This window comes from Paraferrimonas sedimenticola, from assembly GCF_002282855.1.
GTDB lineage: Bacteria > Pseudomonadota > Gammaproteobacteria > Enterobacterales > Shewanellaceae > Paraferrimonas > Paraferrimonas sedimenticola.
The window spans coordinates 186,336-213,083 of record NZ_NRIR01000006.1; the positions used below are offsets into that span (position 1 = coordinate 186,336).

Annotated in this window: 25 protein-coding genes and 3 tRNA genes; 8 read left to right on the plus strand and 20 right to left on the minus strand. The window is 50.7% G+C overall.

What is annotated here, in order from left to right; translation table 11 throughout:
• Positions 1–3: 3 nt before the first annotated feature.
• The 8 genes from CLC93_RS11920 to pspA form a co-directional block, all read right to left on the minus strand.
• Positions 4–1,560, minus strand: coding sequence for a sigma 54-interacting transcriptional regulator (locus CLC93_RS11920; protein ID WP_095506197.1), 1,557 nt, complete (start codon positions 1,558–1,560; stop codon positions 4–6).
• Positions 1,561–1,636: 76 nt separating this feature from the next.
• The gene (locus tag CLC93_RS11925; RefSeq protein ID WP_095506198.1) at positions 1,637–1,972 is read right to left on the minus strand and encodes a 4a-hydroxytetrahydrobiopterin dehydratase; all 336 of its coding nucleotides are present in this window, start codon (positions 1,970–1,972) and stop codon (positions 1,637–1,639) included.
• 8 nt (positions 1,973–1,980) lie between these two features.
• Positions 1,981–2,781: a phenylalanine 4-monooxygenase gene (phhA, locus tag CLC93_RS11930; RefSeq protein WP_095506199.1), complete on the minus strand. Its 801-nt coding sequence runs from the start codon at positions 2,779–2,781 to the stop codon at positions 1,981–1,983.
• Between the two features lie 116 nt (positions 2,782–2,897).
• On the minus strand, positions 2,898–3,956 hold the full coding sequence (locus CLC93_RS11935; RefSeq protein WP_095506200.1) for a TIGR01620 family protein: 1,059 nt from the start codon (positions 3,954–3,956) through the stop codon (positions 2,898–2,900).
• The gene (locus tag CLC93_RS11940) at positions 3,953–5,344 is read right to left on the minus strand and encodes a YcjX family GTP-binding protein (protein ID WP_095506201.1); all 1,392 of its coding nucleotides are present in this window, start codon (positions 5,342–5,344) and stop codon (positions 3,953–3,955) included. The genes CLC93_RS11935 and CLC93_RS11940 overlap by 4 nt, the downstream gene beginning before the upstream one ends.
• A complete protein-coding gene (pspC, locus tag CLC93_RS11945) occupies positions 5,341–5,739 on the minus strand; it encodes an envelope stress response membrane protein PspC (protein ID WP_095506202.1) in 399 nt (132 codons plus the stop codon). The genes CLC93_RS11940 and pspC overlap by 4 nt, the downstream gene beginning before the upstream one ends.
• On the minus strand, positions 5,732–5,965 hold the full coding sequence (gene pspB, locus CLC93_RS11950) for an envelope stress response membrane protein PspB (protein ID WP_095506203.1): 234 nt from the start codon (positions 5,963–5,965) through the stop codon (positions 5,732–5,734). Before pspB ends, pspC begins: the two co-directional genes overlap by 8 nt.
• A gap of 34 nt (positions 5,966–5,999) precedes the next feature.
• Positions 6,000–6,686: a phage shock protein PspA gene (pspA, locus tag CLC93_RS11955; protein ID WP_095506204.1), complete on the minus strand. Its 687-nt coding sequence runs from the start codon at positions 6,684–6,686 to the stop codon at positions 6,000–6,002.
• A 207-nt stretch (positions 6,687–6,893) separates the two neighbouring features.
• On the opposite strand from pspA, the gene pspF reads away from it, so the two are divergent.
• From pspF to fabV, 7 genes are all read left to right on the plus strand, one after another.
• Complete coding sequence (gene pspF / locus CLC93_RS11960) at positions 6,894–7,976, plus strand: phage shock protein operon transcriptional activator (protein WP_095506205.1); 1,083 nt, start codon at positions 6,894–6,896, stop codon at positions 7,974–7,976.
• Between the two features lie 71 nt (positions 7,977–8,047).
• A complete protein-coding gene (locus tag CLC93_RS11965) occupies positions 8,048–9,694 on the plus strand; it encodes an ABC transporter substrate-binding protein (RefSeq protein WP_095506206.1) in 1,647 nt (548 codons plus the stop codon).
• Positions 9,691–10,722, plus strand: coding sequence for an ABC transporter permease subunit (locus CLC93_RS11970; RefSeq protein ID WP_095506207.1), 1,032 nt, complete (start codon positions 9,691–9,693; stop codon positions 10,720–10,722). Before CLC93_RS11965 ends, CLC93_RS11970 begins: the two co-directional genes overlap by 4 nt.
• On the plus strand, positions 10,709–11,602 hold the full coding sequence (locus tag CLC93_RS11975) for an ABC transporter permease subunit (RefSeq protein WP_095506208.1): 894 nt from the start codon (positions 10,709–10,711) through the stop codon (positions 11,600–11,602). Before CLC93_RS11970 ends, CLC93_RS11975 begins: the two co-directional genes overlap by 14 nt.
• A 2-nt stretch (positions 11,603–11,604) precedes the next feature.
• Positions 11,605–12,636, plus strand: coding sequence for a peptide ABC transporter ATP-binding protein (locus CLC93_RS11980; protein WP_095506209.1), 1,032 nt, complete (start codon positions 11,605–11,607; stop codon positions 12,634–12,636).
• Positions 12,620–13,417 carry an ATP-binding cassette domain-containing protein gene (locus CLC93_RS11985; protein WP_095506210.1) on the plus strand — a complete coding sequence of 266 codons (798 nt, stop codon included), beginning with the start codon at positions 12,620–12,622 and terminating at the stop codon, positions 13,415–13,417. The genes CLC93_RS11980 and CLC93_RS11985 overlap by 17 nt, the downstream gene beginning before the upstream one ends.
• Positions 13,418–13,517: 100 nt before the next feature.
• Positions 13,518–14,720, plus strand: a complete 1,203-nt coding sequence (gene fabV / locus CLC93_RS11990; protein ID WP_095506211.1) for an enoyl-ACP reductase FabV — start codon at positions 13,518–13,520, stop codon at positions 14,718–14,720.
• A 97-nt stretch (positions 14,721–14,817) separates the two neighbouring features.
• Here fabV and CLC93_RS11995 read toward each other — a convergent pair whose 3' ends face one another.
• From CLC93_RS11995 to CLC93_RS12045, 11 genes are all read right to left on the minus strand, one after another.
• The gene (locus CLC93_RS11995) at positions 14,818–15,330 is read right to left on the minus strand and encodes a cytochrome b/b6 domain-containing protein (protein ID WP_095506212.1); all 513 of its coding nucleotides are present in this window, start codon (positions 15,328–15,330) and stop codon (positions 14,818–14,820) included.
• 10 nt (positions 15,331–15,340) lie between these two features.
• The gene (gene hemG / locus CLC93_RS12000; protein ID WP_095506213.1) at positions 15,341–15,868 is read right to left on the minus strand and encodes a menaquinone-dependent protoporphyrinogen IX dehydrogenase; all 528 of its coding nucleotides are present in this window, start codon (positions 15,866–15,868) and stop codon (positions 15,341–15,343) included.
• Between the two features lie 230 nt (positions 15,869–16,098).
• Positions 16,099–17,967: a SurA N-terminal domain-containing protein gene (locus tag CLC93_RS12005; protein ID WP_095506214.1), complete on the minus strand. Its 1,869-nt coding sequence runs from the start codon at positions 17,965–17,967 to the stop codon at positions 16,099–16,101.
• A 157-nt stretch (positions 17,968–18,124) separates the two neighbouring features.
• The gene (gene hupB, locus CLC93_RS12010; RefSeq protein WP_095506215.1) at positions 18,125–18,397 is read right to left on the minus strand and encodes a nucleoid-associated protein HU-beta; all 273 of its coding nucleotides are present in this window, start codon (positions 18,395–18,397) and stop codon (positions 18,125–18,127) included.
• Between the two features lie 261 nt (positions 18,398–18,658).
• Complete coding sequence (lon, locus tag CLC93_RS12015) at positions 18,659–21,016, minus strand: endopeptidase La (RefSeq protein ID WP_095506216.1); 2,358 nt, start codon at positions 21,014–21,016, stop codon at positions 18,659–18,661.
• A 187-nt stretch (positions 21,017–21,203) separates the two neighbouring features.
• A complete protein-coding gene (gene clpX, locus CLC93_RS12020; RefSeq protein ID WP_095506217.1) occupies positions 21,204–22,478 on the minus strand; it encodes an ATP-dependent protease ATP-binding subunit ClpX in 1,275 nt (424 codons plus the stop codon).
• A gap of 96 nt (positions 22,479–22,574) precedes the next feature.
• On the minus strand, positions 22,575–23,183 hold the full coding sequence (gene clpP / locus CLC93_RS12025) for an ATP-dependent Clp endopeptidase proteolytic subunit ClpP (protein WP_095506218.1): 609 nt from the start codon (positions 23,181–23,183) through the stop codon (positions 22,575–22,577).
• Positions 23,184–23,274: 91 nt separating this feature from the next.
• On the minus strand, positions 23,275–24,582 hold the full coding sequence (tig, locus tag CLC93_RS12030) for a trigger factor (RefSeq protein ID WP_095506219.1): 1,308 nt from the start codon (positions 24,580–24,582) through the stop codon (positions 23,275–23,277).
• Positions 24,583–24,815: 233 nt separating this feature from the next.
• Positions 24,816–24,891, minus strand: a tRNA-His gene (locus CLC93_RS12035).
• Positions 24,892–24,903: 12 nt separating this feature from the next.
• Positions 24,904–24,980: transfer RNA gene (locus CLC93_RS12040), tRNA-Arg, on the minus strand.
• Positions 24,981–25,015: 35 nt separating this feature from the next.
• Positions 25,016–25,092: transfer RNA gene (locus CLC93_RS12045), tRNA-Pro, on the minus strand.
• Positions 25,093–25,298: 206 nt separating this feature from the next.
• Between CLC93_RS12045 and folD the strand changes: the two genes are divergently transcribed.
• On the plus strand, positions 25,299–26,159 hold the full coding sequence (gene folD, locus CLC93_RS12050) for a bifunctional methylenetetrahydrofolate dehydrogenase/methenyltetrahydrofolate cyclohydrolase FolD (RefSeq protein ID WP_095506220.1): 861 nt from the start codon (positions 25,299–25,301) through the stop codon (positions 26,157–26,159).
• Between the two features lie 44 nt (positions 26,160–26,203).
• Here folD and CLC93_RS12055 read toward each other — a convergent pair whose 3' ends face one another.
• On the minus strand, positions 26,204–26,638 hold the full coding sequence (locus CLC93_RS12055; protein ID WP_095506221.1) for a secondary thiamine-phosphate synthase enzyme YjbQ: 435 nt from the start codon (positions 26,636–26,638) through the stop codon (positions 26,204–26,206).
• Between the last annotated feature and the right edge of the window lie 110 nt (positions 26,639–26,748).

The following is a 26,748-nucleotide window of genomic DNA, read 5'->3' on the forward strand; positions in this document are numbered from 1 at the left end:
TGCCTAGCTGTCAGTATACGTGATGGGTGGCTTACTGATGCCGTATTCCTTGAGTTTGTTGGCAATTGCGGTATGGGACATTCCCAGCTTTTTCGCCAACTTACGAGTTGAGGTATAGCTCGGGTAGAGCCGACGAATGATATTGGCTTCAAACTGCTTCACCGCTTGCTCTAGAGTGCCGTCAAACTCGTCATCTAAGTAGCCAAAATCTTGATGATAATGGGGCAGTTTCAGCAACTCGGGTGTGATATCTCGATGGTCATCTAACACGGATACGGCGCGGAAAATCGCGTTTTTTAACTGGCGCACATTGCCCGGCCATGCGTATTGCAGCAGTAACTCCTCACAAGCCTCTGTGAGGTGAGCAACGGGCTTGTTTAGCTGTTGGCAATAGCGGTCAACAAAGTACTCGGCCAGCGGCAGTATGTCTTCACGACGCAACCTAAGCGGCGGCAACTGGCAATTGAGTTGATTGAGACGATGATATAAGTCTTCGCGAAACTGTCCGCTTTGACACAGACGCTCAAGCTCCTGATTGGTGGCAACCACCAGCCGTACATTGGCACTCTTGCCCTTTTCGCTCCCATGCGGCAGCGCTTCTGTGGTTTGCAAAAAATGCAGCAGACGCCCTTGGCTATCCAGGCTCAATTCATCAATTTCGCTGAGCAATAGAGTGCCACCATTGGCTTGTTGCAAAGCCCCAGCATGCCACAGTCCCTTGGCATCGACTTCGCCAAATAACGCCTTAACCTCACTGCTTCCGCTCAAGCTGGCGCAACTCAAAGTGATAAACGCTTTTTCTTTGCGCAAACTGACTTCGTGAAGAGCTTGCGCGATGATTTCTTTGCCGCTGCCAATTTCGCCACTCAGTAGCAAAGGTGCGTCAAGCTGAGCCAGTTTTCGCACCTGTTTGACCACAGCTTTCATCGCCTTGCTGTTGGCTTTTATTTTCTCAAAACCGGCCACTTGATTTTGCAGCGCGCTAAATTGCTCGCCCACCCGTTGTGGGGTTTTCATGGCAACTACCGCCCCCGCCAAAATCGAATCACCCTCTTCGTTGGGCAGGTAGACCGGCAAAGCTTCCACCAGATACTCTTTATTGCCAACTGAGACTCGAGTGGCTTGGGCGGTGACCTCTTCGAGACTCAACCAGCGACCAAAGGAGAAGCCTTGAACCCAGTGATTCAAAGACTCATCAAGCACTTCCTCTTCTTGCATGTCTAAGATTTTTAAGGCGCTGTCGTTAACGATTGAAATACGACCTTTGGCGTCGATGGCGAACACCCCATCTGGCAAGGTTTTTAACAGAGTTTTTAGCGCGTAGTGCTCGCGCTCTGAAGGCATAAAAGGCGTGGTGCGAACGTCGAGAACGCCTTGGATTTTGCGGATCCTTGGCAGTAGTTCGCTAAGAGTATCAAAGTTGAGATCGGCAAACTGCATGTACAGATAGCCTAGTGAACTGGCGTCGATCCCTTTGAGATTGATTTTGTGCTGCTCGAGCACTTCAAGAATGTCTTTGGCCAGGCCTACCCTATCCTGGCAGGTGACTTCTAAACGCATTAGGCCATCCCATTGGCTTATCTATCGTTGGGAGGCCTATACGTTAGTGGGTTTGTTAACTTCTGGCAAGTTTTCTTTACAGTAGACGATCCGTCTTCGCCGCCATAATAAAATCGTTTTTGTGCAGACCGCCGATGGCGTGAGTCCACCAAGTAATTGTGGTCTTGCCCCATTCGGTCAAAATCGATGGGTGATGAAACTCTTCTTCTGCCAATTCAGCAACTTTGTTAGAAAACGCCAAGGCCAGTTTAAAGTTCTTAAACTTGTACACACGCTCTAGCTGCATCACGCCTTCCCGCACTTCCACCGACCAATCTGGAATTTGTTTTACGAGTTCGGCCAGTTCGGCATCGGTCACGGTTGGTGCACCTGCTTGGCAGGCTTCACATTTCAATTCGGCAATATCGCTCATGGGGTTCCTTAGCTTGCTTTGTCTTGGTTAGTGTCGAACAAGGGTTGGTGCAATCCAAGCCGCATGGCCTCGCGCACCGCCGCCATAATGTCCATATTGGCTATCTCAAACAGCTGCTCAAAGTTCTCAAGCGAGAAGTACAGCGGCTGCATGATGTCAATTCGATAAGGCGTGCGCAAAACGTCCACCAAGTCGAAGTCTTTCACTTGAGGTTGGTCGCTCAAGGCGTAGTTAGTTTCTCCTGGCGAACTCAAAATGCCACCGCCATAGATACTCAGGCCATGGTCAGGCGCTTTCAGTAAGCCAAATTCCACCGTGAACCAATACAATCGAGCCAGATACACCCGCTCTTGCGGAGAGGCGTTTACGCCTAACTTGCCATAGGTTTCAGTAAAGTAGGCAAATGCGGGATTGGTCAACAAAGGACAGTGACCGAAAATCTCGTGAAAAATGTCCGGCTCTTGCAGGTAGTCAAAGTCTTGCTCGGTGCGAATAAAGGTCGCAACCGGAAAGGCTTTGTTGGCCAACAAGTCAAAAAAGCGCTCAAAGGAAATCAGTGCAGGCACAGGCTCGGTGCGCCAGCCCGTGGTGACTTTGAGGACAGCATCAATTTCAGCCAACTGAGGAATGCGATCCGCTGTCATATTGAGCTGTTGCAGCCCATCTAAGTATTGAGTACAAGCCTTGCCGGGAAGGTTATCAATCTGACGAGCATACAGCTTGTGCCACACCAAATGCTCGGCATCTGAATACTCAATGTGACCGTTTTCATCGGGTTGTCTAGCCTGATACTGGCTGGCCTTACTCATAGCACCTCTGTCTTATTTAGCACCTTCGAATAATTTTATCTTATTCGCAAAAGGTGAATTTTTAAGCCCTATTCGCAAAACCATTTGAGATTAACTGTAACGTTTTGTTTACACTTTTAGCTATCTACCTTATTCGCTTTGACTTTCTGTTTACTGGCGCGCTCGGCCTTAAAGCCTTGCCCTGCCAGTTCTCCTAGTTGCGTCAACAGCTTAGCTTGAACCTGAGTCATCTTGGGGCGAGATTCGCTAGAAAACTCCACCGGTCGACACAGAGCCATGGCTTTGTGGCCTAAGCGCGCGGTAAGCAAGCCTCCGCCTAAGCCCTGTGCTACTCGAGCCGATAGCTTGCCCGACAGTTCGGCGGATACAAATTGACTGCCGACATCTGTGGCTATCTCGCTGGCACCAGCATAAATGATGTTACGCACTATCCCTCGAACCAGACGCAAGCGGCTGGCATAGCCCAGTTTGACCCCATAGCTTTGAGCCACTTGGTCAATCATGCGTTGGTTGCGCCAAAGAATTAGTGCCATATCCAAAGCCGCTAAAGGACTGGCGGCCAGTAATAGCGCCGCCTCGCCGGCAAAACGCGCCACTTGTTTTTGTGCTCTTTCATCGGCTTCATGCAGCACCACTTTTTCAAACAAGGCCAACTGTTCTGCGTCGTTGTGATGGGGTTGAACCAACTCGCCAAATCGCTGGTAGGCTTTTGGATAGACCTTGCTCAACGGCTGTTTCGCCAGCCAATCGCTAACCTCGCCGTGCTGCACGCTGGTTTGCATGCGTTGCGCAGCGCCTTGGTTTTGCTCCACTTGCTTGAGTTGTCTGAGCAAGCGCCACTCTCGCCAAGCGGCACGGCCAGCCAAGCCCAAAGCCAGTCCTACAGCACTGGCGTACAAGCCAAAGCGCCAAGGGCTGGTTTGCCAGGCTTGCATCAATGTGTCCACCAGCTCCACACCTAACACACAGGCTATCAGCAAAAGTAACAGCTTAAGCCCGCGGCGACGCTTAGGCGGCGCCTGGGTTTCCAATGGGTCGTCGATTTGCAATGGCGTAATTGGGTGCTCGGGTTCTAGTTGCCCAACCACCGCATCGTCAAATCGGCTAGCGGTTTGGGTTTCCACCTTGGCTTGCGGCTCTATGTCAAAGCGCAGTGGTTTTTGCGGTTGGCTCATTTGAGTTTGTCTCCCAGCAACTGCTGTAACAGCGCGTCCAGCCCTAAATGTCGCGCCTGACCTTTGTGCAATGGCTGTGGCAAGAAACGCATGTGCTGGAAAGGTCGCTTAGTCCAATAGTCACTGTCCGGCCACTGGGGCGGTAGGTCGCCTGGGTAGAAGTGGCCCGCTTGCTCCCCCTGCGGAGTGCCACTGATAACCGGTAGCGTTTGCCCTTGATGGTCCACCTGATGATCACTAGTGGCTCGAATCGATGCCAGAGTCTGGGTGTGAATCTGGGTACCTTGTAGCTGCAACTCTTGTCGACTTTGCGCCAGCATATTTTCTAGCAAATTGAGTAGCTGAGGTCTTTGCTGGTAGCTGACATGGTCCGCTTTACTGGCGGCGAACACTAGCTTATCAATTTTTGGCGAAAAGATTTGAGTTAACCAATGGCGCTCACCGTAGTGAAAGTGCTGCAAAATCTCGCCCAGCGCTTTGGCGGTATCGCGCATTTCAGCCTCGCCACGAGACAAGGGACTGAGGCAATCCACCAGCACCAACTGGCGGTCGAAATAACGAAAATGATCGCGGTAAAAACGCTTTACAACCTGAGATTGATATTGGCTATAACGCTGTTGCAGCTGCGCGACCACCGAAGATTCAGGTAGGTCGTCCCAGTCCTCCACCGCTTCAAGCCAAGGAAAGAAGCTGATAAGCGGCGTGCCTTCTAGGTCGCCGGGTAAAATCAGACGACCAGGCTGCAAATAAGACAAGCCTCGCTCGTGCTTGAGGTACAGCAACAAGTCTCGGTATTGCTCACTCACTCGCGCCAAGGTTTCATCGCCAACCGATTCGCCCAAGGCCTGGCACGCCTGTCGAAACTTATCGAGCTCGGCCTGTGGGCACAACTCCAGCACTTGTGCCATGGTCTGGCTCCACTGGCGATAATCCATCGCCAGCATAGGCAAATCCAATAGCCACTCGCCGGGGTAATCGACAATGTCCAAGTACAGGGTTTGGGTATCACTCAAGGTAGACCACAAAGGGTGCTCGCTGCGGTAGCGAATGGCCAAGCGAATTTGGGTCAGTTTACGAGTGGAATGCGGCCAAGCCGGCGGCTGTGCACTTAATTGAGACAATGCGCTTTGGTAATCAAAACTGGCAATGTTTAAGTCCGGCTGAGGGACTCGAGTCACAGACACTAAACGCCCTTCACGGGCCAAGTCCCATAGGGGCAAAGATTCAGGTGATGCGTTTAGGAGTTGATTCACCAGTCCGGTGATAAAGGTGGTTTTACCGGCCCCTGATAAACCAGTGACCGCGAGTTTGACTTGCTTGTCTAACGAACGAACCGCCAGCTGTTGGGACTTGCTGGCGATTCGAGTGAGGATGTCACCTGCCTTCACAGATTGTCAATCTCCCGTTTGAGGTGGAAGCTGTCAGTAGTGACGTGCTGTTCCATGCGGCGCAGCTTAAGCTCTAGTGCGCGAAAATTGCGGTTGATGTCTCTAAGCGCCTGCTTTGGTGGCTCGCCGGCCTGCCAAAGTTTCTTCTTCACTTCCATGTTGGCCATCTCTTCGCGTTGAGCTTGGGCGGGCTTCTTGTCCAATACTGCCCATGCTGCGATGTATAAAATCAAAGGTAACCCGGAGAACCAACCCAGCAAAAAGGCCGACAGAGTTACGACGCGGACCAGCCATACTTCGACGTTGAAGTACTCGGCGATGCCGGCGCAGACACCGGCGATCTTGCCATTGGCTGGGTCGCGGTAAAGCTCGCGCTTGCCTTTTCGACTAGTCATGTTTGTTTCTCCAATCCGGTGTTTCCGCGTCCAAAATGGCTTCCAAACTCTCGATTCGCTGTGCCATCTTGTCGGCTTTTACGGCCAATTCGTGCAACTGTTGATACTCTTCTTCCGTTAGCCCTTGGCTTACCTGGCGTTTGCTTCGATAGTGAAGAATTAGCCAGATAGGCGCCACGATTAACATGAACAGAATCAAGGGTACCATTAAGATCTCTAGTTCCATTTGTCGCTCCCCCTATTGCTCTGTTGTTAATCGATTAAGCTTTTGAAGATTTCTTCGCTTTCGCAGGCTTTTGCATCTTTTTCTTAAGCGCTTCCAACTCAGAGTTAATAGAGTCTTCGGCTTCTAGCGCGGCAAACTCGTCTTGTAGCGACTTGCCGGCCAAGTCGTAAGAATCCACCTCGGCTTCAATGCCGTCAATACGCGACTCGTATTGGTCAAAGCGGTTCATGGCTTTGTCGAACTTAGAAGAATCCAGTTGGCGCTTAACGTCCAAGCGCGAAGATACGGTTTTCTTGCGCATCAAAATGGTCTTCTGACGAGCCTTAGCATCTTCTAGCTTCTCTTGAAGCTGACCAATTTCTTCTTTGAGCTTAACAATCTGCTCGTCAACCACCACTAAGTCCTGCTCCATTGTAGCAACGGTATCGCTAACCTTTTGCTTTTCAATCAAAGCGGCTTTCGCAAGGTCTTCACGACCTTTCTCTAGAGCCAGTTCTGCTTTGGCGTGCCAGTCGTCACCTAGGCCTTGCATGCGCTCGATTTTGCGTTGCAGCTCTTTTTTGTCTGCCAACACTCGAGCCGAGGTTGAACGAACTTCTACCAGGGTGTCTTCCATTTCCTGGATAATCAGGCGCACCATTTTTTCTGGATCTTCAGCCTTATCCAACAGTGATGAGATGTTAGAATTAATGATGTCGGCAAAACGTGAAAAAATACCCATAATGACTTCCTCTATAAAATATTCGTAAGGTGTCTACCCAATTGGTTCTCACCTTTCCGACAGAAGTAATACAGGTTCCGTGCCAACTCCCAAAAATATACGTAACCTACTGTTATAAAAGCAATTAAAAAGATAACTTTACTTCTAACGGTGAACTTCACTATTATGAATCACACCAATAATTAATAAAAATCACCAATTTTTCGTATGGCCTCTCGCTTTCAACCAGACAACCTCATCGGTGAATCCCAAGCCTTTCACCAAGTACTCGAACACGTATCTCAAGTGGCACCACTGAACAAGCCAGTACTTATCATTGGTGAACGCGGCACAGGTAAAGAGTTGATTGCCGAGCGTCTGCACTATCTGTCGAGCCGTTGGGATCAGAACTATCTCAAGCTCAACTGCGCGGCGCTGTCTGAAAATTTATTGGAAAGCGAGCTGTTTGGGCACGAAACCGGTGCCTTTACCGGTGCCAGCAAACGTCACCAAGGACGCTTTGAGCGAGCCGACGGCGGCACTTTGTTCTTGGATGAATTAGCCAATACTTCTGCGCTGGTGCAAGAGAAGTTACTGCGAGTGATCGAATACGGTGAGTTTGAACGCGTCGGTGGTTCTCGAGCGCTGCAAACCGACGTGCGTTTGATATGCGCGACCAACGAAGATTTGCCAGCGCTCGCCGAAAACGGAGAGTTTCGCGCCGACTTGCTGGATCGTTTGGCGTTTGACGTCATTACCTTGCCGCCGTTGCGCGCCCGTCTAGAGGACATTGCTCTGTTGGCACAGCACTTCGCGGTCAATATGGCTCGTCAAATGGGGCTGGAAATGTTCGCCGGTTTCACGACTAAAGCTCAACAAGCGTTACTGGAATACCCATGGCCGGGCAATGTTCGAGAGCTAAAAAACGTGGTCGAGCGCTCGGTATACCGCCATAACAATGCCCACATTCCAGTGTCTAATATTGTCATCGACCCCTTTGAGTCCCCCTATCGGCCCCAGCCATCGCCTATGCGCCAAAGCGCTTCAAATGCTCCAGCTCAAGCGCCACAGAGCCCAGCTACAGACGCTGCTTCAGCCCAAGCTAGCGAAACCGCTAGCGCTAGCCCAAATCAAACAGTTCAGTTCCCGCTGGACTTTAAACAGCACATGCAAGATTACGAGGTAGACCTGCTGCAATCAGCCTTATCTCAAAACCAATTTAGCCAGAAAAAAACTGCCGAAGCGCTGGGTCTGAGCTATCACCAGCTGCGTGGCATACTGAAAAAGTATCAATTGCTGGATAAGAGCTAGTCGCCATTGTCACAAATGCGCTCTACTTGGTAGACTTAAGTCACTGACTCATATTGAAATGCGATAGCTTCATGTCATTGAGCTTTGCCTCATTACGGCGTTGCTTGCCACTGTTACTACTCAGCTTGAGTGGTTGCAGCCCTTCGGACTCGCCCGCTACCGCTGGGCTGGTTTATTGCTCCGAGGGTAACCCTGAGAGTTTTAACCCTCAGCGTGTAACGTCCGGCACCACCATTGATGCCACTTCACATCAGATTTACGACCGCTTGATTAATTTCGATATGAGCGTCGGTGATTATGTTCCAGGTCTAGCTGTGAAGTGGGACATTTCAGAAGACGGATTGGTCTACCGATTCCAACTTCGCCAAAACGTCGACTTTCATCAAACCGATTATTTCACCCCTACTCGTCGCTTTAACGCTGACGATGTACTTTTTAGTTTCGACCGAATTCGCCAGCCTTCGCATCCGTTTTATCTCGAAGGCACGGGTCAATTCCCCTTCTTTGAATCGGTACAATTTGCCCAACAGATTGAGTACATCAAGGCGCTAGGGCCCTACGAAGTGGAGTTTAAGCTCGCCCAGCCAGATGTGACCTTTATGGCCAATCTCGCCACGGATTTCGCGGTCATTCTGTCAGGTGAATACGGCGACACGCTGCAACAGCAAGGCAACTTAGAAGCGCTAGACCAGCTACCTGTGGGCACTGGGCCGTTTAAGCTGCACCAGTACGCCAAGAACCAGTACATTCGCTATCAACGTCACGACAAACATTGGCGCGGGCCGGTAGAAAACCCTCAGCTGGTATTCGATATTAGTCCCAACTCCACCACACGCTTAACCAAACTGATTACCAATGAGTGTGATATTTCGGCGCTGCCCAACAGCAATGAATTGTCAGTATTGGGCAAATACCCGCAAGTGCGTATTGAGAACCAGCCAGGATTGAACGTGGCGTTTTGGGCACTCAATACTCAAAAACCGCCGTTTCACCTTTCAGAGGTCCGCCAAGCGCTGGCGCACGCCATCAATAAAGAAGCCATTTTGAAGGTGGTGTATAACAACACCGCAATTCAATCGCGCAGTTTGCTACCGCCCTTTTCTTGGGCTTACTCACCAAGCCGTTACGGTTACGAGTACGACCCTAACCAAGCCATTAAACTGCTGCGCGCAGCGGGAGTGGAAGAGTTAGAAATGGACATCTGGACCGTGCCGGTGGCTCGAGCCTACAACCCCAACTCACTCAAAACCGCCGAGTTGATTCAGGCAGATCTGGCACGAGTCGGGATCACCGCCAACATCATTACCTACGACTGGAGTGTGTTTAACCAAAAAATGGCCAGCAACGAATACGACTCGGTGGTGATTGGTTGGAATGCTGACAACACAGATCCAGACAATTTCTTCACGCCTCTGTTGAGTTGTAATTCGGTCAATTCCGGCAACAATCGCGCTCGCTGGTGCAACGAAACCTTCGATTGGTTGGTTCAGCACGCGCGCCAGACCACAGATCTGGCAGAGCGAAAAGCGCTTTATCGCCAAGCGGAGCGGTTAATTGCCATCGAAGCGCCACTGATTTCGCTAGCTCACACCACTCGCCAAATCATTCGTCACGAGCGCTTAGAAGGCCTAAAGCTAGCGCCCTTTGGCGGTTTAGCCCTTGCAGGCGCGGTCAAAACCAGTGATGACGACGATGATGAGCAGGAGGCACAGCCATGAGTATTTATCTGCTGCGACGCCTCAACCTCTTCTTGGCCACCACCATGCTGTTGTTTATTGTGGTGTTCTGGGTCAGTTATCAATTTCCTGGCGAACGCAGTTATATCCTTACCGGCATCAGCCAACCCAGTCCTGAGCAAATGGTCGATATCGAACAAACCTACGCCTTGGACTCCTCTGCACCAGTTCAGTTTTTGGCTTACACAAAAGCCCGCTTAAGTGGCGATTTTGGCTTATCGGTGACCTCGCAACAACCCGTGTTTGACGAGATGATGAGTTTGATTCCGGCGTCGCTTGAGCTGGGCATGATGGCCATCATAGTAGCACTGGCGTTGGGGCTACCTTTAGGAGTGATTGCCGCCCAAACTCGAAACAAACTGCTGCAAAATACGATACTGGCACTGACTCTCGGGGGCTACTCAATTCCGGTATTCTGGTTGGGTATCACCCTCTCCCTGTGGTTTGGTCTGGAACTTAATTTAGTGCCAGTTAACGGCCGCTTTAATCTGCTTTATCCGGTGGAACCGGTAACCGGCTTTTTATTAATAGACACACTGCTCAGCGATGCCCCATATCGCATCGCCGCATTTTACGATGCACTGGCGCATTTGGTGTTACCCACTCTAACGTTGGCCCTGTTGCCATTTACTATGGTGGTGCGCATCACTCGCGCTGCTATGGTGACAGTGATGGAGCAGAATTACATTAAGGCGGCGGAGGCTCGCGGTTTGTCGGCTTTGCAGATAACTCTGCGCCACAGTTTGCCAAACGCCATGCTGCCAGTGCTGCGCACCTTTGGGTTAATGTTGGGCACCATAGGCACGTACGCGATTATTACCGAAGTGATTTTCTCTTGGCCGGGCATTGGTGCTTGGTTGGTTTCGGCCATCTTTCAGCGAGATTACCCCGCCATTCAAGGCGGCGTGCTGGTCACCAGCATGTTCATTATCTTCTCCACCATTACTGTGGAAGTGATTCACCATAAGGTTAACCCAAGCAGTCGTAAGGAACTTTATGGCATTCACTGATCGCTATTTAGACGAGCCGATACGCTCACCGAGTCGCCAGTTGTGGCGACAGTTCCGCCGCAACCCGTTTTCGCTGCTCGGGCTTTGGGGGCTATCGATGCTGATGCTCATCATGCTACTAGGGCCTTGGTTAGCGCCTTTTCCAGCCGAAATGCAAAATCAGCAAGCCCTATTACTGCCGCCGTCTTGGGCGGATGATGGTGTGGTGCGTCACTTTCTCGGTACCGATGATCTTGGCCGAGACATCTGGTCTCGTTTGTTACACGGCGCTCACCTCACCTTTGGCTCTGCAATTTTGGTGGTTGGTTTGACCCTGACGGTCGGTTTTGCCATTGGCGCGGTATCTGGCACTCTAACCGGTCTGAAATCCAGTATTTTGGGTCACTTGCTAGACGCTCTGCTGTCGATACCCTCTTTGCTGCTGGCAATTTTGTTCGCCGCCGTTTTGGGGCCAGGGCTGTCTAACGTGCTGTGGGCCGTCGGCCTGGCGCTACTACCTCAGTTTGTGCACACAGTCCATCACGCCATTCACGACGAAATGCAAAAAGCCTATGTCACCGCTGCGCGCCTAGATGGCGCCAATCGACGCCAGATCTTTTGGTTTGTGGTCATGCCAAATGTGTGGGACACCTTGATTGTAACCACTACCCTGTCGGTTTCGGTGGCCATCTTAGACATCGCTGCCTTGGGCTTTTTAGGTCTTGGCGCCCAGTCGCCAACGCCTGAATGGGGCGCCATGGTAGCCCAAAGCATGGACAACTTGCTATTGGCTCCATGGACTATCACCATCCCCGGCTTTGCCATCTTGTTTAGCGTGCTGGCGATTAATCTTGTGGGCGATGGTCTTCGCTCCGCGCTCAACGCGCTACAAAAGGCTTAATTATGCCGCTACTCGACGTACGCAACCTCACCATAGAACTCGATACCCCTCACGGGCGAGTGCCCGCGCTAGAGCAAGTATCACTAACCATCAGCAGTGGTGAAATCCACGGATTAGTCGGTGAATCTGGCAGTGGTAAAAGCCTATTAGCTCAGGCCGTAATGGGTATATCGGACAATCGTTGCCACATCACGGCTGACCGCTTGAGCTGGGACGGTCAAAGCCTGCTTGGCATGAGTTCACGGGAACGCCGCGCCATTATGGGACGCGACATCGCCATGATTTTCCAAGAGCCCACCAGTTGCCTAGACCCAGCCCAACCCATAGGTAAGCAACTCAGCGAGGGCATGCAGCTCGCACCAGAGGAACTAAAGGGCTTGTGGTTTTGGCAAAAACGCCGCGCCCAACGCAAGCACATAGTCAACTGGCTACACAAGGTCGGCATCAAAGACCATGAGTCGATAATGGAGAGTTATCCCTGGGAGCTCACCGAGGGCGAGTGCCAAAAAGTGATGATAGCGATGGCCCTGTCCAATCAGCCGCGTCTGTTGATTGCCGATGAGCCCACCAACTCGATGGAAGCGAATACCACAGCACAGATTCAGCGCCTGCTGGTAAAACTCAACCAGTTGCACAACGTGTCGATATTGCTAATTAGCAACGACCTTGAGTCAATGGCCAACCACTGCGACAAGTTGACCATTTTGTACTGTGGCCAGACCATGGAAGCCGGGCCCATGGAAAAGCTGCTTGAGCGGCCCCACCACCCCTATACGCACGCCTTGATTAGCAACTTCCCCCAATTCTCTACCGAGATAGGTCACAAAGAAATGCTGCCCACCTTAGCAGGGGCGGTACCAGCACTGCAGCATCTACCGATTGGCTGTCGCTTAGGCCCCCGTTGCCCACAAGCTCAAAAGACCTGTGTTAAGACGCCTAGGTTAAAGGTGGCAAAAGGTCGTAGCTACGCCTGCCACTTTCCTTTGAACAAGACCAAGAAGAAAAAGGACAGCAAGCATGACGGCACTGCTTGAAGTTAACGGCATATCCAAGCGCTACTTCAGCGGCTACCGCCGCTTTAAGCGCCGCTACAAGGACGCCCTTAAGCCCACCAGTTTTGAGTTGCAGCAGGGCCAGACTCTCGCGATATTGGGACAAACCGGCTCGGGCAAAACCACCTTGGCGCGTATTTTGGCAGGCGCCGAGTCCCCTACCCAAGGCGAAATACTGTTTCGCGGCGAGCCCTTGGCAGAGCAAGACCACAAACAGCGCTGTCGTTGTATTCGAATGATATTCCAAGACCCAAGCACCAGCTTAAATCCCAAACTGACCATTGGTGAATTGCTATCAGAGCCACTGAAATTCAGTGCAGATTTGGACGATGCCAGTAGCCAGACCATCATCAACAACAACTTGCGCCAAGTGGGTCTGCTGCCAGACCATGCCGAATTTTACCCGCACATGTTGTCCGTCGGACAAAAACAACGAGTGGCGGTTGCTCGCGCTTTGATGCTGGAGCCTGAGATTATTATCGCCGACGAAGCGCTGGCGGATTTGGACCTTTCTATTCGCTCCCAAATCGTCAACTTGCTGCTGTCGCTGCAACAGAAACTTGGCATTAGCTTTATCATAGTGACTCAAGATCTGAACATTATTCGCCATATGAGCGATGAGCTGATGATCATGGCCGACGGTGAGGTAGTAGAGCATGGCAAGAGCCAGCAGCTATTAGACGACCCACAGCACGAATACACCCAACGTCTGCTCAGCCAAACACCACAAAGCTCGGCATTTGGCGGAAAAGCACGCCAGTAGTCCTCCAACCACTGCCCCAAAGCACCATTTTGCAAGGAAAATCCGTGCCAATTGGGCGATAACCTTTTATCCTATGGCAGATTTTGCAAGGAACCCAAAGATGATTATTAAACCGAAAATTCGTGGTTTTATCTGCACCACGACCCATCCCACTGGATGCGAGCAAAACGTAAAACAACAAATTGAATACACCAAAGCCCAAGGTCCTATCGCCAACGCCCCAAAACGCGTTTTGGTTATCGGCTCTTCAAGCGGCTACGGTTTGGCCTCGCGCATTACTGCCGCCTTTGGTGGTAACGCATCAACCATTGGCGTGTTTTTCGAGAAGCCTGGCACCGAGCGCAAGCCAGGGACCGCAGGTTGGTACAACTCAGCAGCGTTTGACAAGTACGCCAAAGAAGCGGGCTTGTACTCTAAAAGCTTAAATGGCGATGCTTTCTCCAACGAAGCCAAGCAAAAGGCCATCGACCTGATCAAAGCCGACCTAGGCCAAGTCGATATGGTGGTTTACTCGCTAGCATCGCCTGTGCGTAAAATGCCTGACACAGGTGAAGTGATTCGCTCAAGCCTTAAGCCTATCGGTGAAACTTACACAGCGACCGCCGTAGACACCAACAAAGACACCATTATTGAAGCCAGCGTTGAAGCCGCTACCGAGCAAGAAATTGCCGATACGGTTACCGTGATGGGCGGACAAGACTGGGAGCTTTGGATGGAAGCGCTAGCGCAAGCTGGCGTTCTGGCTGACGGTTGCAAAACCGTGGCTTACAGCTACATCGGCACCGAAATCACCTGGCCAATCTACTGGCACGGTGCGCTTGGTCAAGCCAAGCAAGACTTAGATCGCGCCGCTAAAGGCCTGCACGACAAGCTAAGCGCCACCGGTGGTGCTGCGCACGTAGCGGTACTTAAGTCGGTGGTGACTCAAGCCTCTTCTGCCATTCCGGTAATGCCTTTGTACATCGCCATGGTGTTTAAGAAAATGCGCGAAGAAGGCCTGCACGAAGGCTGTATCGAGCAAATTCAGCGCATGTTCCGCGAGCGTTTGTACTTGGCCGATGGCGGTGCGACCCCAACCGATGAAGACAACCGTCTGCGTCTGGACGACTGGGAGCTTCGCGAGAGCATTCAGCAGCACTGTCGCGACCTGTGGCCTCAGGTAACTACCGAGAACCTAGCTGAGTTGACCGACTACCGCGAGTACAAAGAAGAGTTCTTAAGCCTATTCGGCTTTGGTTATGAAGGCGTTGATTACGACGCTGAGGTTAACCCTGAAGTTCACTTTGACGTGGCGGATATCTAACTGAGTAATCTGTGTTAGCGAGCCATAAAAAAATCCCGCGCCTTGACTAAGCCGCGGGATTTTTTGTGGGTATTTCTTATGGGTATTGGTCGTGTGTTTAGCGGAAGGTTTCAATGTAGTGGCCCAGCGCTGCAACCGCGTGAACCGCCAGTGCCCACAATAGGCTCCAAGCCAAACTGGTGTGCCAGTCGTACCAGCTAAGCGCTTGCGCGCCCGAGCTCAAATAGCCCATTAGGCCGCTGACGCCGGCGCCAATTAGCAATAGCATAGCGATACCTTCAATCCAGGCCAGTAGGCCACCGTCAATGGCGCTAGGCAGCCGTCCTTTAGTCAGCCCCTTAAGGTCGCGAACCACTTGAGCGAAATCCGCCACCAGCCAAGAGTAATGGCTGCGCCATTTGCCATGCGCCAAATTGGTTAGCCAAAAGCCAACAGACAACAAAGTCACTAAACCGCCAAACCATAGATGGTTCCATTCCCACAAGCCAGGGCTCATGGCTAACTTGGCCATTTTGACACCGCCAGCACTGACGAATAGCCAAATCACCACCAACACCAGCAGTAGGTGCAAACGCTTGATAAGATCCGGTATTTTGTGTGCGCTGAACATCAGACGAGCCCTAAGCCAAGCGAGCTAACTGATGAGCAAAGTCACGCACCTTGCTCCAATCCGTGTACTCAATCACCGCGTCTTTGTTGGTTGGCCCCTTGGTCATCCACATGATAAATCGAATAATATTGCGGTCGAAAAAGTTGTAACTTGGATAGTTAATTTTGCCGCCAAACACCGAGCACAGCGATGGCTGCCAGCCGCTCTTCGACAAGAACTGCTGCATGTAAGGGTTGGTCTCGGCGGTATTTTTTTCGGGCTTACGAGCCACAAGGTTCACCGAGAAAAAGGCGTTGGGAATCGACTCTAGCTGTTGACGATACTTATCGACAAAAGCAAACACTGCTGGATTGTGACGACCGTGATAAATACTGGCACCAATTAACAACTTATCGATTTGGCTAAAGTCACCGTCAAACTCGTCTAACGCCTGCAGTTGGGCTTGATGCCCTGCTTGGCTCAGCTCATCTGCAATGGCTTTGCAGATCTTCATGGCTTGGCCATGGGTACTGGAGTAAAAGATGTGAATTCGACTCAAAATCTGGCCTTCTGGGTAAGCTAGGATCTAGCTCAATAATAGTCATTGTGACGGGTGTAAACTCAGAAGCAGATCACTATCCAAGCGGTCTGCCGTGCGATTTAGCAGCTTCTGAACAATAGTGTGACCTAGGCTTACCTATTGAAAACCAAGGTAGTCGTAAATCGGGATTGGTAGGCACAAAAAAGGCGCGAAAGCGCGCCTTTTAATTAACGTCTCAAGCAAGCCGTTTACTCACTTGCTACTTGATTGTAACGAATGTCCGCTTGGCTCTTAAGTAGACCAATGATGCCTTGGTACTCGCCTTCGATGTACTGGCTTTCCAAACGCTGAGCAATGTTTTGCAGCAGTTGTTGATCATCGCTAGTTGGGGTAGTAACGCCGTTTAGCTTGATGACTGCAACACCGGTACCCACTTCAACGGTTTCCACCGCGGTCTCACCTTGGACGTAAGCCATCTTAAAGGCTTGGGCAACCACACTTGGGTCAACTTGAGTACCGAAACGCGCCACTGCAGTTTCGCTAGTAAACTGTTCCATGGTTGGAATGCCTTGACGCACTTGTTCGGCAACAGAAGTGGCAGTTTCCTGAGCTTTATCAACGGCTTTCTGGTGAACCAGTTGCTGTTCGATGGCCTCTGAGACCTCTTCTAGCGGACGAGTACCCGCTTCTTGGTATTGCTTAACGCGGAACACCAATACATGGTCTTGGTCAACGGTAACCACTTCAGAGTTCAAACGCTCGTCGAGTACTTCGCCAGAGAAGGCCTGACGCAGTACGTCTGCGCTGTTAAACGGCGCAGGTGCTGACATGCGATTAAACAATTCAGTCGATTTAATCTCAGCACCAATGGCTTCTGCAGCTTCTTGCAAAGTGTCTGGCACTTCGTAACTCACATCTGCCAAGGTTTGCTGTAGTTCGAAGAAACGATTGCGAGCTTGTTGCTCTTTAAGCTCATCAGCAACGTCTTCACGAACGCTTTCCAACGAGGCTTGTGAGCTCTCTTGAACGTCCATCACCTTAACAATCTGGTAGCCAAAGTCAGACTCAAACACTTCAGAGTACTGGCCTTTTTCGGTATTGAACAAGGCTTGGTCGAAGCCTGGGTCCATAACGCCCATTTCGAACCAGTCCAAAGTACCGCCATTCTCACCACTGAAGGTGTCGTCTGAACGGGTTTGCGCCAGCTCAGCGAAGTCGGCACCGCCTTGCAGCTCAGCGTAAATCGCTTGGGCTTTCGCTTCAGCGTCGTCTTGGTCTTTGCTTACCAAAATGTGCGCGGCCAAGCGCTTCTCTGGTGAGCGATACTGAGACATGTTGTCTTGGTAGTAGGCATCGATTTCTTCATCGCTAACGCTTACGTCAGCAGCGAGATCAGCGGCGCTCAACTCAATGTACTCAAGTGCAATCAACTCAGGCGCGTTAAACTGGAACGCGTTCTCCTGGTAGTAAGTGTTGATCTCATCTGGGCTAACAGTGATACCGGCTTTCAGCGGCTCCGCTTCGATGATGGTGTATTCAAAATCACGGGTCTGCGCGGTCAAGTCGGTCAAGGCTTGTGACTCGCCTTCAAGCACGAATTCGCTGTTGGTGATCGCGTTGAGCAACTGAGTGCGGATCATGTCCATGCGAATCATTTCAGCAAAGCCCTTCGGCGTCATACCGATTTGGCGGATCAGCGCTAAGTAGCGCTCGTTGTTAAACGCACCGGCAATCTTAAACTCTTCCATGTTGCCAATAGTGTCGCGCACCAACTCATCTGATACGCGCAAGCCCAAATCTTGAGCCGCTTGCTCAAGCAGGGTCTTGGTCACAAGGCGCTCTAGCACACCCTGTTTAACGCTATCTAAGTAATTAGGATCGGCCGCAAGAGAGTCGAACATGTCGCCCATTTGCTGTTCTAAGCGTGCACGCTCATTTTGGTAAGCCTGCTCTAATTGATTGGCAGTTATTTGGACTTCGTTAACCTCGGCCACCACCACTTCGTTACCGCCTGCCAGGTAATTCCCGACACCAGCGACTGCAAATGACAAGATGACCAAAATCAGAATGATCTTCGCTGCGGGCCCTTGTGCCCCTTCGCGGATTCTTTCTAACATTAAAACTCTCGCTCGCGTATGCGTTTTGGTTATGATTTGTTTGGCGAATGTGCGCGAAGCGCGCCCATCGCAATGCGCTTGGAATTCTACCCTTTTAAATGGAAAAAGGCACCTAAAAGGTGCCTTATTCAAAGAAAGCTAGCGCTTTCTAAAAGACTTAGTTTACTGCGTCTTTTAGAGCTTTACCGGCTTTGAATGCAGGGATAGTAGCCGCTGCAATTTTGATTTCTTTACCGGTTTGTGGGTTACGACCGGTACGCTCAGCGCGCTTACGTACTTCAAAAGTACCGAAACCAACTAGAGAGATTTTCTCGCCGTCTTTCAGACCTTCAGTTACTGCGTCAATGAAAGAATCCAGTGCACGGCCAGCAGCGGCCTTAGAAATGTCAGCACCAGAAGCGATTTTCTCGATCAGTTGAGATTTGTTCATATCATCCCCTTAAGATTTATATTTTTATGCCGCAACCAACTCCAATTTAGTGCGGTTGGCGGAGTGTCTAACTACTAGCTTAAAAATGTTGTCGAACCGTCATTCAATGAGGTCGATTCTTCTACTTGGATACTTCTCAAAGCCAGTCTACACAAGGGTTTCAAGGCAAACTGGCCGCTCCACAGAATCAATCTACCACATCAAAAGCCTTTGGGAAGCCCCTTTTTCCATTTTTTTTCGAAAATTCATGAAAATATTGAGCTATTCGCCACTTTTTTCGACGCTAAAACCTTTTGGTGACTGCTCTAGCGCCAATTCCAGCACTTCATCAATCCACTTCACCGCGTGAATTTCCAAGTCAGCTTTGGCGTTTTCAGGGATTTCCTGCAAGTCGCGCTCGTTGTCTTTCGGGATCAATACGCGCTTAATTCCACCGCGGTGAGCGGCCAGAAGCTTCTCTTTCAATCCACCAATTGGAAGCACTTCGCCGCGCAGAGTAATCTCACCTGTCATGGCCACATCCGCACGTACCGGATTACCGGTCAAGCTAGAAACCAAAGCGGTACACATGGCGATACCTGCTGATGGACCGTCTTTTGGCGTGGCACCTTCAGGTACGTGCACGTGAATATCGCGCTTCTCATGGAAATCGTTATTGATTCGCAGGTGCTCAGCGCGCTTGCGCACTACGGTCAGAGCCGCTTGAATCGACTCTTGCATCACGTCACCCAGCGAGCCGGTATAGGTTAGCTTGCCCTTACCTGGTACCGAAGTGGTTTCAATGGTCAACAAATCGCCACCCACTTCGGTCCAAGCCAGACCGGTTACCTGGCCAATCTGGTTGTTGGACTCGGCTTTACCATAGTCAAAGCGCTGCACGCCCAAGTACTCGTTGAGGTTATCCGCATCAACAGTCACCTTCTTCAACTTAGGATTCAGCAGTACATTTTTCACCGCCTTGCGACAGATTTTCGAGATCTCGCGCTCAAGCGAACGCACTCCAGCTTCACGAGTGTAGTATCGAATGATGCCAACAATAGCAGCGTCTTCGATGATCACTTCTCCCTTCTTGAGGCCGTTGCGCGACATCTGCTTTTCGACCAAGTGACGCTTAGCGATGTTCAGCTTTTCGTCTTCGGTGTAGCCGGATAGGCGAATCACTTCCATACGGTCTAGCAATGGACCAGGAATGTGCATCGAGTTAGACGTCGCCACAAACATTACGTCCGACAGGTCGTAGTCCACTTCTAAGTAGTGGTCGTTAAAGGCGGTGTTTTGCTCAGGGTCTAGCACTTCAAGTAGCGCCGACGATGGGTCGCCGCGCATGTCCGAGCTCATCTTGTCGATTTCATCGAGCAAGAACAGCGGATTTCGCACCCCTACCTTGGCCATCTTTTGAATGATTTTGCCCGGCATAGAACCAATATAGGTACGACGGTGACCGCGAATCTCCGCTTCATCACGCACCCCACCCAGTGCCATACGTACGTACTGGCGACCAGTGGCTTTGGCAATCGACTGACCTAGCGAGGTTTTACCCACACCCGGTGGTCCCACCAAACACAGAATAGGTCCACGCAATTGTTTCACTCGGCTTTGTACCGCCAAGTATTCCAAAATGCGCTCTTTCACTTTCTCAAGACCATAGTGATCGGTATCGAGAATGTCTTGCGCCTTGGCAATATCGCGCTTCACTTTAGAGCGCTTTTTCCACGGCACATTGGTCATCCAGTCGATGTAGCTGCGCACCACTGTGGCTTCTGCCGACATCGCAGACATCATCTTGAGTTTGTTCAGCTCAGCGCTGGCCTTTTCTTTGGCCTCTTTGGGCATGCCGGCCTGATCAATTTTCTTCTCAAGCTGCTCAAATTCGTCGTGACCTTCGTCCAAGTCACCCAACTCTTTTTGAATGGCTTTCATTTGCTCATTCAAATAGTACTCGCGCTGGCTTTTCTCCATTTGCTTTTTGACACGAGAGCGAATGCGCTTCTCGACCTGCAGCAAATCGATTTCCGACTCCATCATGGCCATCAGATATTCCAACCGCTCGGCGATGTCGACCATCTCAAGTACGGTTTGCTTGTCCTCAAGCTTGAGCGGCATGTGAGCGGCCATGGTATCGGCTAGGCGTGGTGCCTCATCGATGCCAGATAGCGAAGTCAGTACCTCGGGTGGAATCTTCTTATTGAGCTTGATGTAGCCTTCGAACTGGCTAACCGCGCTGCGAACCAGCACTTCTTCTTCGCGCTCGTCCATCGGGGTGGAATCCAGCGAAGTCACATCGCCAACAAAGAACTCTTGCCCGTCGAGGTAGCGATTAATTTTTACGCGACGACCGCCTTCGACTAGCACTTTTACCGTACCATCGGGCAGTTTTAATAGCTGGAGAATGGTGGCTAGGGTGCCGACCTCGTAGATGTCTTCGATTTGTGGGTCGTCTACGTCCGGGTCTTTTTGCGCCACAAGCACAATTTGCTTGTCGTTTTCCATGGCAGCGTCTAAACAGCTGATGGATTTTTCTCGGCCGACGAATAGGGGAATAACCATGTGGGGATAGACCACCACGTCCCGCAAGGGTAGTACGGGTAACTCTAATCTAATGTCGCTTTCTTGGGTCATTGCTCGGTTCCACTTGTTATGGTTTCTAAGGAAGGAAATCGAAGACCATGCGAGCCAATGCCCGCGGCTTTGTCAACGCGCTTAATTGAGTATATTGGGACGTTTGATCGGGTTTCAATCCTTCTAACAAAAAAAGGAGCCGATTTCGGCTCCTTTGTTCAAAATTTTCAAACTAAGTGGATATTTTCTACTCAGCTGCCGCCGCTTTGTCGACGTTCTCATAAATTAGCAAAGGCTCAGACTCGCCGGTAATTACGGTTTCATCAATCACAACTTTACTAACGTTTTCAAGGGATGGCAGTTCGTACATGGTATCCAGCAACACGCCCTCGACAATGGAACGCAGACCACGAGCACCGGTTTTGCGCTCCATGGCTTTGCGACCGATCGCGGTTAGCGCATCTTCGCGGAATTCCAAGTCGACGTCTTCCATCGCGAACAGTGCTGCGTACTGCTTGGTCAAGGCATTCTTCGGCTCGTTGAGAATTTCAACCAAAGCGTCTAAGTCCAACTCTTCTAGAGTAGCCACGACCGGCAGACGACCGATGAACTCAGGAATGAGACCGTACTTGACCAAATCTTCAGGCTCTACCTGAGCGAACATTTGGGTCAAGCTGGCTTGCTCGTCCTTAGACTTCACTTCAGCGCCAAAACCGATACCAGTTCCCACGTGGGCACGCTGCTCAATCACCTTATCAAGGCCGGCAAACGCGCCGCCACAGATGAACAGGATCTTTGAGGTGTCCACTTGCAAGAACTCTTGTTGTGGGTGCTTGCGACCACCCTGAGGTGGCACTGCAGCAACTGTGCCCTCAATCAACTTGAGCAGCGCTTGCTGTACGCCCTCGCCCGATACATCACGAGTGATGGATGGGTTATCAGACTTACGTGAAATCTTGTCGATCTCATCGATGTAGACGATGCCGCGCTGGGCTTTTTCTACGTCGTAATCGCATTTTTGCAGTAGCTTTTGGATGATGTTTTCCACGTCCTCACCCACGTAACCGGCTTCGGTTAGCGTGGTGGCATCGGCCATGGTAAATGGCACATCCAACAAACGCGCCATGGTTTCCGCCAGCAAAGTCTTACCGCAACCAGTAGGACCAATTAGCAGAATATTACTTTTGCCCAGTTCAACACCGTCTTTGACATCACCGTTGTGCAAGCGCTTGTAGTGGTTGTACACCGCTACCGACAGCACTTTCTTGGCACGCGCTTGGCCAATCACATAGTCATCTAGGTGAGAACGGATTTCCTTCGGAGTCGGCAGTTTGTCCGACTCGCGCTTAGGCGAAATGTCTTTAATCTCTTCACGAATGATGTCGTTGCACAAATCAACGCATTCGTCACAGATATAAACCGATGGGCCTGCAATTAATTTGCGCACTTCGTGCTGGCTTTTGCCGCAGAAGGAGCAATACAGCAGTTTGCTGTTATCGCCATCGCCTTTTATATCGCTCATTCAACTACCTCTTTACCGCAGTCTTCACTGCTATTTTGATTAGTCTAATCCAGCTAAGTTCATTTTCCCAGTCGCGACAACTGAGAAGATTTCGCCTTAGCGCTTAGTTAGGACCGAGTCGACTAATCCATACTCCACGGCCTGCTCGGCGCTCATGAAGTTATCGCGATCCGTATCGCGCTCAATAATTTCTAATGGTTGACCTGTGTGGTCCGCCAAAATCTGGTTTAACTTGTTCTTTATGCCAAGAATTTCTTGGGCGTGGATAGCGATGTCAGACGCTTGGCCTTGAAAGCCACCCAATGGTTGGTGAATCATCACCCGTGAGTTAGGTAAGCAATGACGCTTGCCTTTGGCACCACCGGCAAGCAAGAAGGCGCCCATGCTACAAGCTTGGCCCATACACACGGTCGACACGTTTGGCTTGATAAATTGCATGGTGTCGTAAATCGCCATACCGGCAGTCACTGAGCCGCCTGGCGAGTTGATGTACAAGTAGATGTCTTTATCTGGGTTCTCAGACTCCAAAAACAGCATCTGTGCCACAATTAGATTGGACATATGCTCTTCTACCTGACCGACTAAGAAAATTACCCGCTCCTTTAAAAGACGAGAGTAAATGTCGTATGAACGTTCACCTTTAGACGTCTGTTCAACCACCATAGGTACTAGCGCATTCATCATCGCCTGTGGGTCATTTTGCATATTGATTCTTCCCTAACAAACAAAAGGCTCGCATGAGCCATCTCATACGAGCCATTATAAGTGACTTTTAAACGTCTAAGTCAATGCTCAATTAGCCTTGTTGAGCGTTAGCTTTGTTCATGAACTCTTGGAACTGAACTTCTTTATCGCTTACTTTGGCTTTTTCTAGGATAGCTTCAACCGCTTGCTCTTCAAGAGCAACGTTGCGCATTTGCTGCATCAACTCTTGGTTGTTGTTGTAGTAGCTAACTACTTCCGATGGATCTTCATACGCAGAAGCCATAGATTCGATCAATGCGTTTACTTTGGCATCGTCCGCTTCTAGTTCGTTCGACTTGATCACTTCGCCAAGTAGCAGACCAACAGTTACGCGACGCTTAGCTTGCTCGGTGAACAAGTCAGCTGGTAGCTCAGGCATGTTGGCTTGTTGACCACCAAAGCGCTGCATGGCTTGCTGACGCAAAGTGTTAACTTCGTTGTCAACCAGTGCAGAAGGAACAGCGATTTCGTTGCTTTCAACTAGCGCGTTCAACACTTGCTCTTTGATGTTAGCTTTCAGCGCTTGGTCTAGCTCGCGCTCCATGTTCTTGGTGATCTCAGCGCGCAGGGCTTCAACGCCACCTTCGGTGATGCCGAACAGGCCAGCAAACTCTTCGTTTACTTCAGGCAGAACTTGCTGATTCACTTCAGTCAGGCTGATAGCGAACTTGGCTTCTTTACCTTTCAAGTTTTCAGCGTGGTAATCTTCAGGGAAAGTCACTTCAATCTCGAAGTCGTTACCTGCGTTGTTACCAATGATGCCTTTCTCGAAACCAGGGATCATGCGGCCAGAGCCTAGCTCTAGTTCGAAATCGTCAGCTTTGCCGCCTTCGAACTCTTCACCGTCGATGCTGCCAACAAAGTTCAGCTTAACTTTGTCGCCTTTCTTCGCTTTGCGCTTCACTGACTTATAAGTCGCGTGCTGCTTTTGCAAAGTCTCGATCATGGCATCAACGTCTTCGTCTTTTACTTCGCAAGTTGGCTTTTCAACTTCGATAGCCGCCAAGTCATTCAACTCAACTTCAGGGTAAACTTCGAAAGTCGCTTCAAAGCTGAACTGGTCGTCTTTGGTTTCACCTGGAGTGAAAGTTGGCGCGCCGGCTGGGTTTAGCTTCTCGGCCATGATGGCTTCGAAGAAGTTGCGCTGCATGATTTCGCCAAGCACGTCTTGACGGATAGCGGCGCCGTAACGCTTGTGAATAACGCTTACAGGCACTTTACCAGGACGGAAACCGTCGATACGAGCGCGCTTGGCTTCTTGGCGTACGCGCTGAGTGACTAGGGTTTCGATTTGGTCGGCTGGTACGCTGATAGATACTTTGCGCTCTAGGCCTTGAGTGGTTTCAACAGAAACTTGCATTGTTATACCTCAATTGTGAGTGGGGCAATCAAACGGAGTTCGCTCCTGCCCAATTGCCTTTAATCTTGTAGTCGCTGTGATGTGCGACAGAGTCACGAAAATTTCGGACGCGACATTATAGCCAGCTAAATGGTTGGATACCAGCGGTGTGCACCGATGGCTAAGGTTTTAGCTCGCATTATCGAAAATCAGGCATTAAAAAAGCCGCTTCGATTGAAGCGGCTTTCTTAATATGGGGTGAACGATGGGATTTGAACCCACGACAACCGGAATCACAATCCGGGGCTCTACCAACTGAGCTACGCCCACCATAGAACTTGATGGCACGCCCGGCAGGACTTGAACCTGCGACCATCCGCTTAGAAGGCGGATGCTCTATCCAGCTGAGCTACGGGCGCAGAATCTACAGCTTGCCAAGCCTTCCTTAGAAAAGTGGTCGGTGATAGAGGATTCGAACCTCTGACCCTCTGGTCCCAAACCAGATGCGCTACCAGGCTGCGCTAATCACCGACGTTTGTTGCTGTTCCCAATTGCGTCTCGGGAACGGATGCGGATATTACTGACTCCCCTCGGACTCGTCAACCCCTTTTTTGGATTGTTGTTTCAACTGAGCAAAAATGCGCCTTTAACCCTTTGTATAGCTCATGACAGCAAGTGTGGCTACTGTTAAAATGACGCCGCATTTATGACACAAACTGTGAAGGAACTCACCAAAGATGGCTGCACAACTCATTGATGGCAAGGCAATCGCCAAAACCTTGCGCTCAGAACTAAAACAAAAAGTCTCGATGCGCCTGGCCGCCGGCAAACGCATTCCAGGCTTGGCTGTCATCTTAGTCGGTGAGGATCCCGCCTCTCAAGTCTATGTTGGTAGTAAGCGTCGCGCCTGCGAAGAGATTGGCTTTGAAAGCCGCTCTTACGATTTGGAGCCGACCACCACAGAAAGCCAGTTACTCGAGCTTATTGACCAACTCAATCACGATGCCGCCATCGACGGTATTCTAGTGCAGCTGCCTTTACCTGAGCACATTGATGAGTCCAAAGTTATTGAGCGCATTCGCCCAGACAAAGACGTCGACGGCTTTCACCCGTACAACATTGGCCGCTTGGCACAACGCATACCTGTTCTACGTCCGTGCACCCCAATGGGGATCATGACGCTTATCGAATCCACAGGTGTAAAAACCCACGGATTGGATGCAGTGATCGTCGGCGCCTCGAATATCGTTGGTCGCCCTATGAGCCTAGAACTGCTATTGGCCGGCTGTACCACAGTGACTTGTCACCGCTTTACTAAAGACTTAAAAGAAAAGATTGGCCAAGCCGATCTTGTGGTGGTGGCTGTGGGTAAAGCGCACTTTATTCCAGGCGATTGGATCAAGCCTGGCGCTATTGTCATCGATGTGGGCATTAATCGCTTGGAAGACGGCTCTTTGGTGGGTGATGTAGACTTTGACAATGCCCGCGAGCGAGCCAGCTGGATTACCCCAGTGCCCGGTGGTGTGGGTCCAATGACCATTGCCAGCTTGATGCAAAACACGCTCTTCGCTTGCGAGCAATACCACGACGCTGGCTAAGGCTTGGCAGTCGCAAAACACAAGGAGCGCAATGCGCTCCTTTTTTATTGGTCAAACTCCCCTTGTAGGGTCGCGACAATTCGACGCGCACCACCACTGTCTCTGTGCTCACCTAATATCACTCCTTGCCAAGTCCCCAGATTAAGCCGGCCATTAGTCACCGGCAGCAGCACGCTGGCGCCAAGTAACGCCGCTTGAATATGGGCGGGCATATCGTCCGGCCCCTCATAGGTATGAGTGTAATAGTCGGCGTTTCGCGGTGCTAAGCGGCTAAAGTGGCTTTGCAGGTCCACGCGCACACTGGGATCGGCGTTTTCATTAATGCTCAAACTGGCGCTGGTGTGCTGAATGAACAAATGACAGCTGCCCGCGCGCATTTGTGCGAGTTCCGGTAACTGCGCCAGTATTTCATCGGTGACCAAGTGAAATCCCAATGGTCGTGGCTGCAGGCGTATGTTTTTCTGAATTAGTTGAAACATCTTTCCTTCTCAATCGGTTAGCTCGGCTCTTTGCCATTCCTAAGCGCGATCACTGACTAACAGATTTCAGTCGACTTAGGCTGGCCTTGTGTTTTACACTCGAATGAAAC

Bases quoted from the DNA above. Each gene is read 5' to 3' on its own strand.
- CLC93_RS12055 (WP_095506221.1), bottom strand. From the start codon at position 26,638: ATGTTTCAACTAATTCAGAAAAACATACGCCTGCAGCCACGACCATTG.
- CLC93_RS12005 (WP_095506214.1), bottom strand. From the start codon at position 17,967: ATGTTAGAAAGAATCCGCGAAGGGGCACAAGGGCCCGCAGCGAAGATC.
- phhA (WP_095506199.1), bottom strand. From the start codon at position 2,781: ATGAGTAAGGCCAGCCAGTATCAGGCTAGACAACCCGATGAAAACGGT.
- pspA (WP_095506204.1), bottom strand. From the start codon at position 6,686: ATGGGTATTTTTTCACGTTTTGCCGACATCATTAATTCTAACATCTCA.
- pspF (WP_095506205.1), top strand. From the start codon at position 6,894: ATGGCCTCTCGCTTTCAACCAGACAACCTCATCGGTGAATCCCAAGCC.
- CLC93_RS11985 (WP_095506210.1), top strand. From the start codon at position 12,620: ATGACGGCACTGCTTGAAGTTAACGGCATATCCAAGCGCTACTTCAGC.
- tig (WP_095506219.1), bottom strand. From the start codon at position 24,582: ATGCAAGTTTCTGTTGAAACCACTCAAGGCCTAGAGCGCAAAGTATCT.
- CLC93_RS11925 (WP_095506198.1), bottom strand. From the start codon at position 1,972: ATGAGCGATATTGCCGAATTGAAATGTGAAGCCTGCCAAGCAGGTGCA.
- pspB (WP_095506203.1), bottom strand. From the start codon at position 5,965: ATGGAACTAGAGATCTTAATGGTACCCTTGATTCTGTTCATGTTAATC.
- CLC93_RS11965 (WP_095506206.1), top strand. From the start codon at position 8,048: ATGTCATTGAGCTTTGCCTCATTACGGCGTTGCTTGCCACTGTTACTA.
- CLC93_RS11980 (WP_095506209.1), top strand. From the start codon at position 11,605: ATGCCGCTACTCGACGTACGCAACCTCACCATAGAACTCGATACCCCT.
- lon (WP_095506216.1), bottom strand. From the start codon at position 21,016: ATGACCCAAGAAAGCGACATTAGATTAGAGTTACCCGTACTACCCTTG.
- pspC (WP_095506202.1), bottom strand. From the start codon at position 5,739: ATGACTAGTCGAAAAGGCAAGCGCGAGCTTTACCGCGACCCAGCCAAT.
- folD (WP_095506220.1), top strand. From the start codon at position 25,299: ATGGCTGCACAACTCATTGATGGCAAGGCAATCGCCAAAACCTTGCGC.
- CLC93_RS11935 (WP_095506200.1), bottom strand. From the start codon at position 3,956: ATGAGCCAACCGCAAAAACCACTGCGCTTTGACATAGAGCCGCAAGCC.
- fabV (WP_095506211.1), top strand. From the start codon at position 13,518: ATGATTATTAAACCGAAAATTCGTGGTTTTATCTGCACCACGACCCAT.
- clpX (WP_095506217.1), bottom strand. From the start codon at position 22,478: ATGAGCGATATAAAAGGCGATGGCGATAACAGCAAACTGCTGTATTGC.
- CLC93_RS11995 (WP_095506212.1), bottom strand. From the start codon at position 15,330: ATGTTCAGCGCACACAAAATACCGGATCTTATCAAGCGTTTGCACCTA.
- clpP (WP_095506218.1), bottom strand. From the start codon at position 23,183: ATGCAAAATGACCCACAGGCGATGATGAATGCGCTAGTACCTATGGTG.
- CLC93_RS11920 (WP_095506197.1), bottom strand. From the start codon at position 1,560: ATGCGTTTAGAAGTCACCTGCCAGGATAGGGTAGGCCTGGCCAAAGAC.
- CLC93_RS11975 (WP_095506208.1), top strand. From the start codon at position 10,709: ATGGCATTCACTGATCGCTATTTAGACGAGCCGATACGCTCACCGAGT.
- hupB (WP_095506215.1), bottom strand. From the start codon at position 18,397: ATGAACAAATCTCAACTGATCGAGAAAATCGCTTCTGGTGCTGACATT.
- CLC93_RS11970 (WP_095506207.1), top strand. From the start codon at position 9,691: ATGAGTATTTATCTGCTGCGACGCCTCAACCTCTTCTTGGCCACCACC.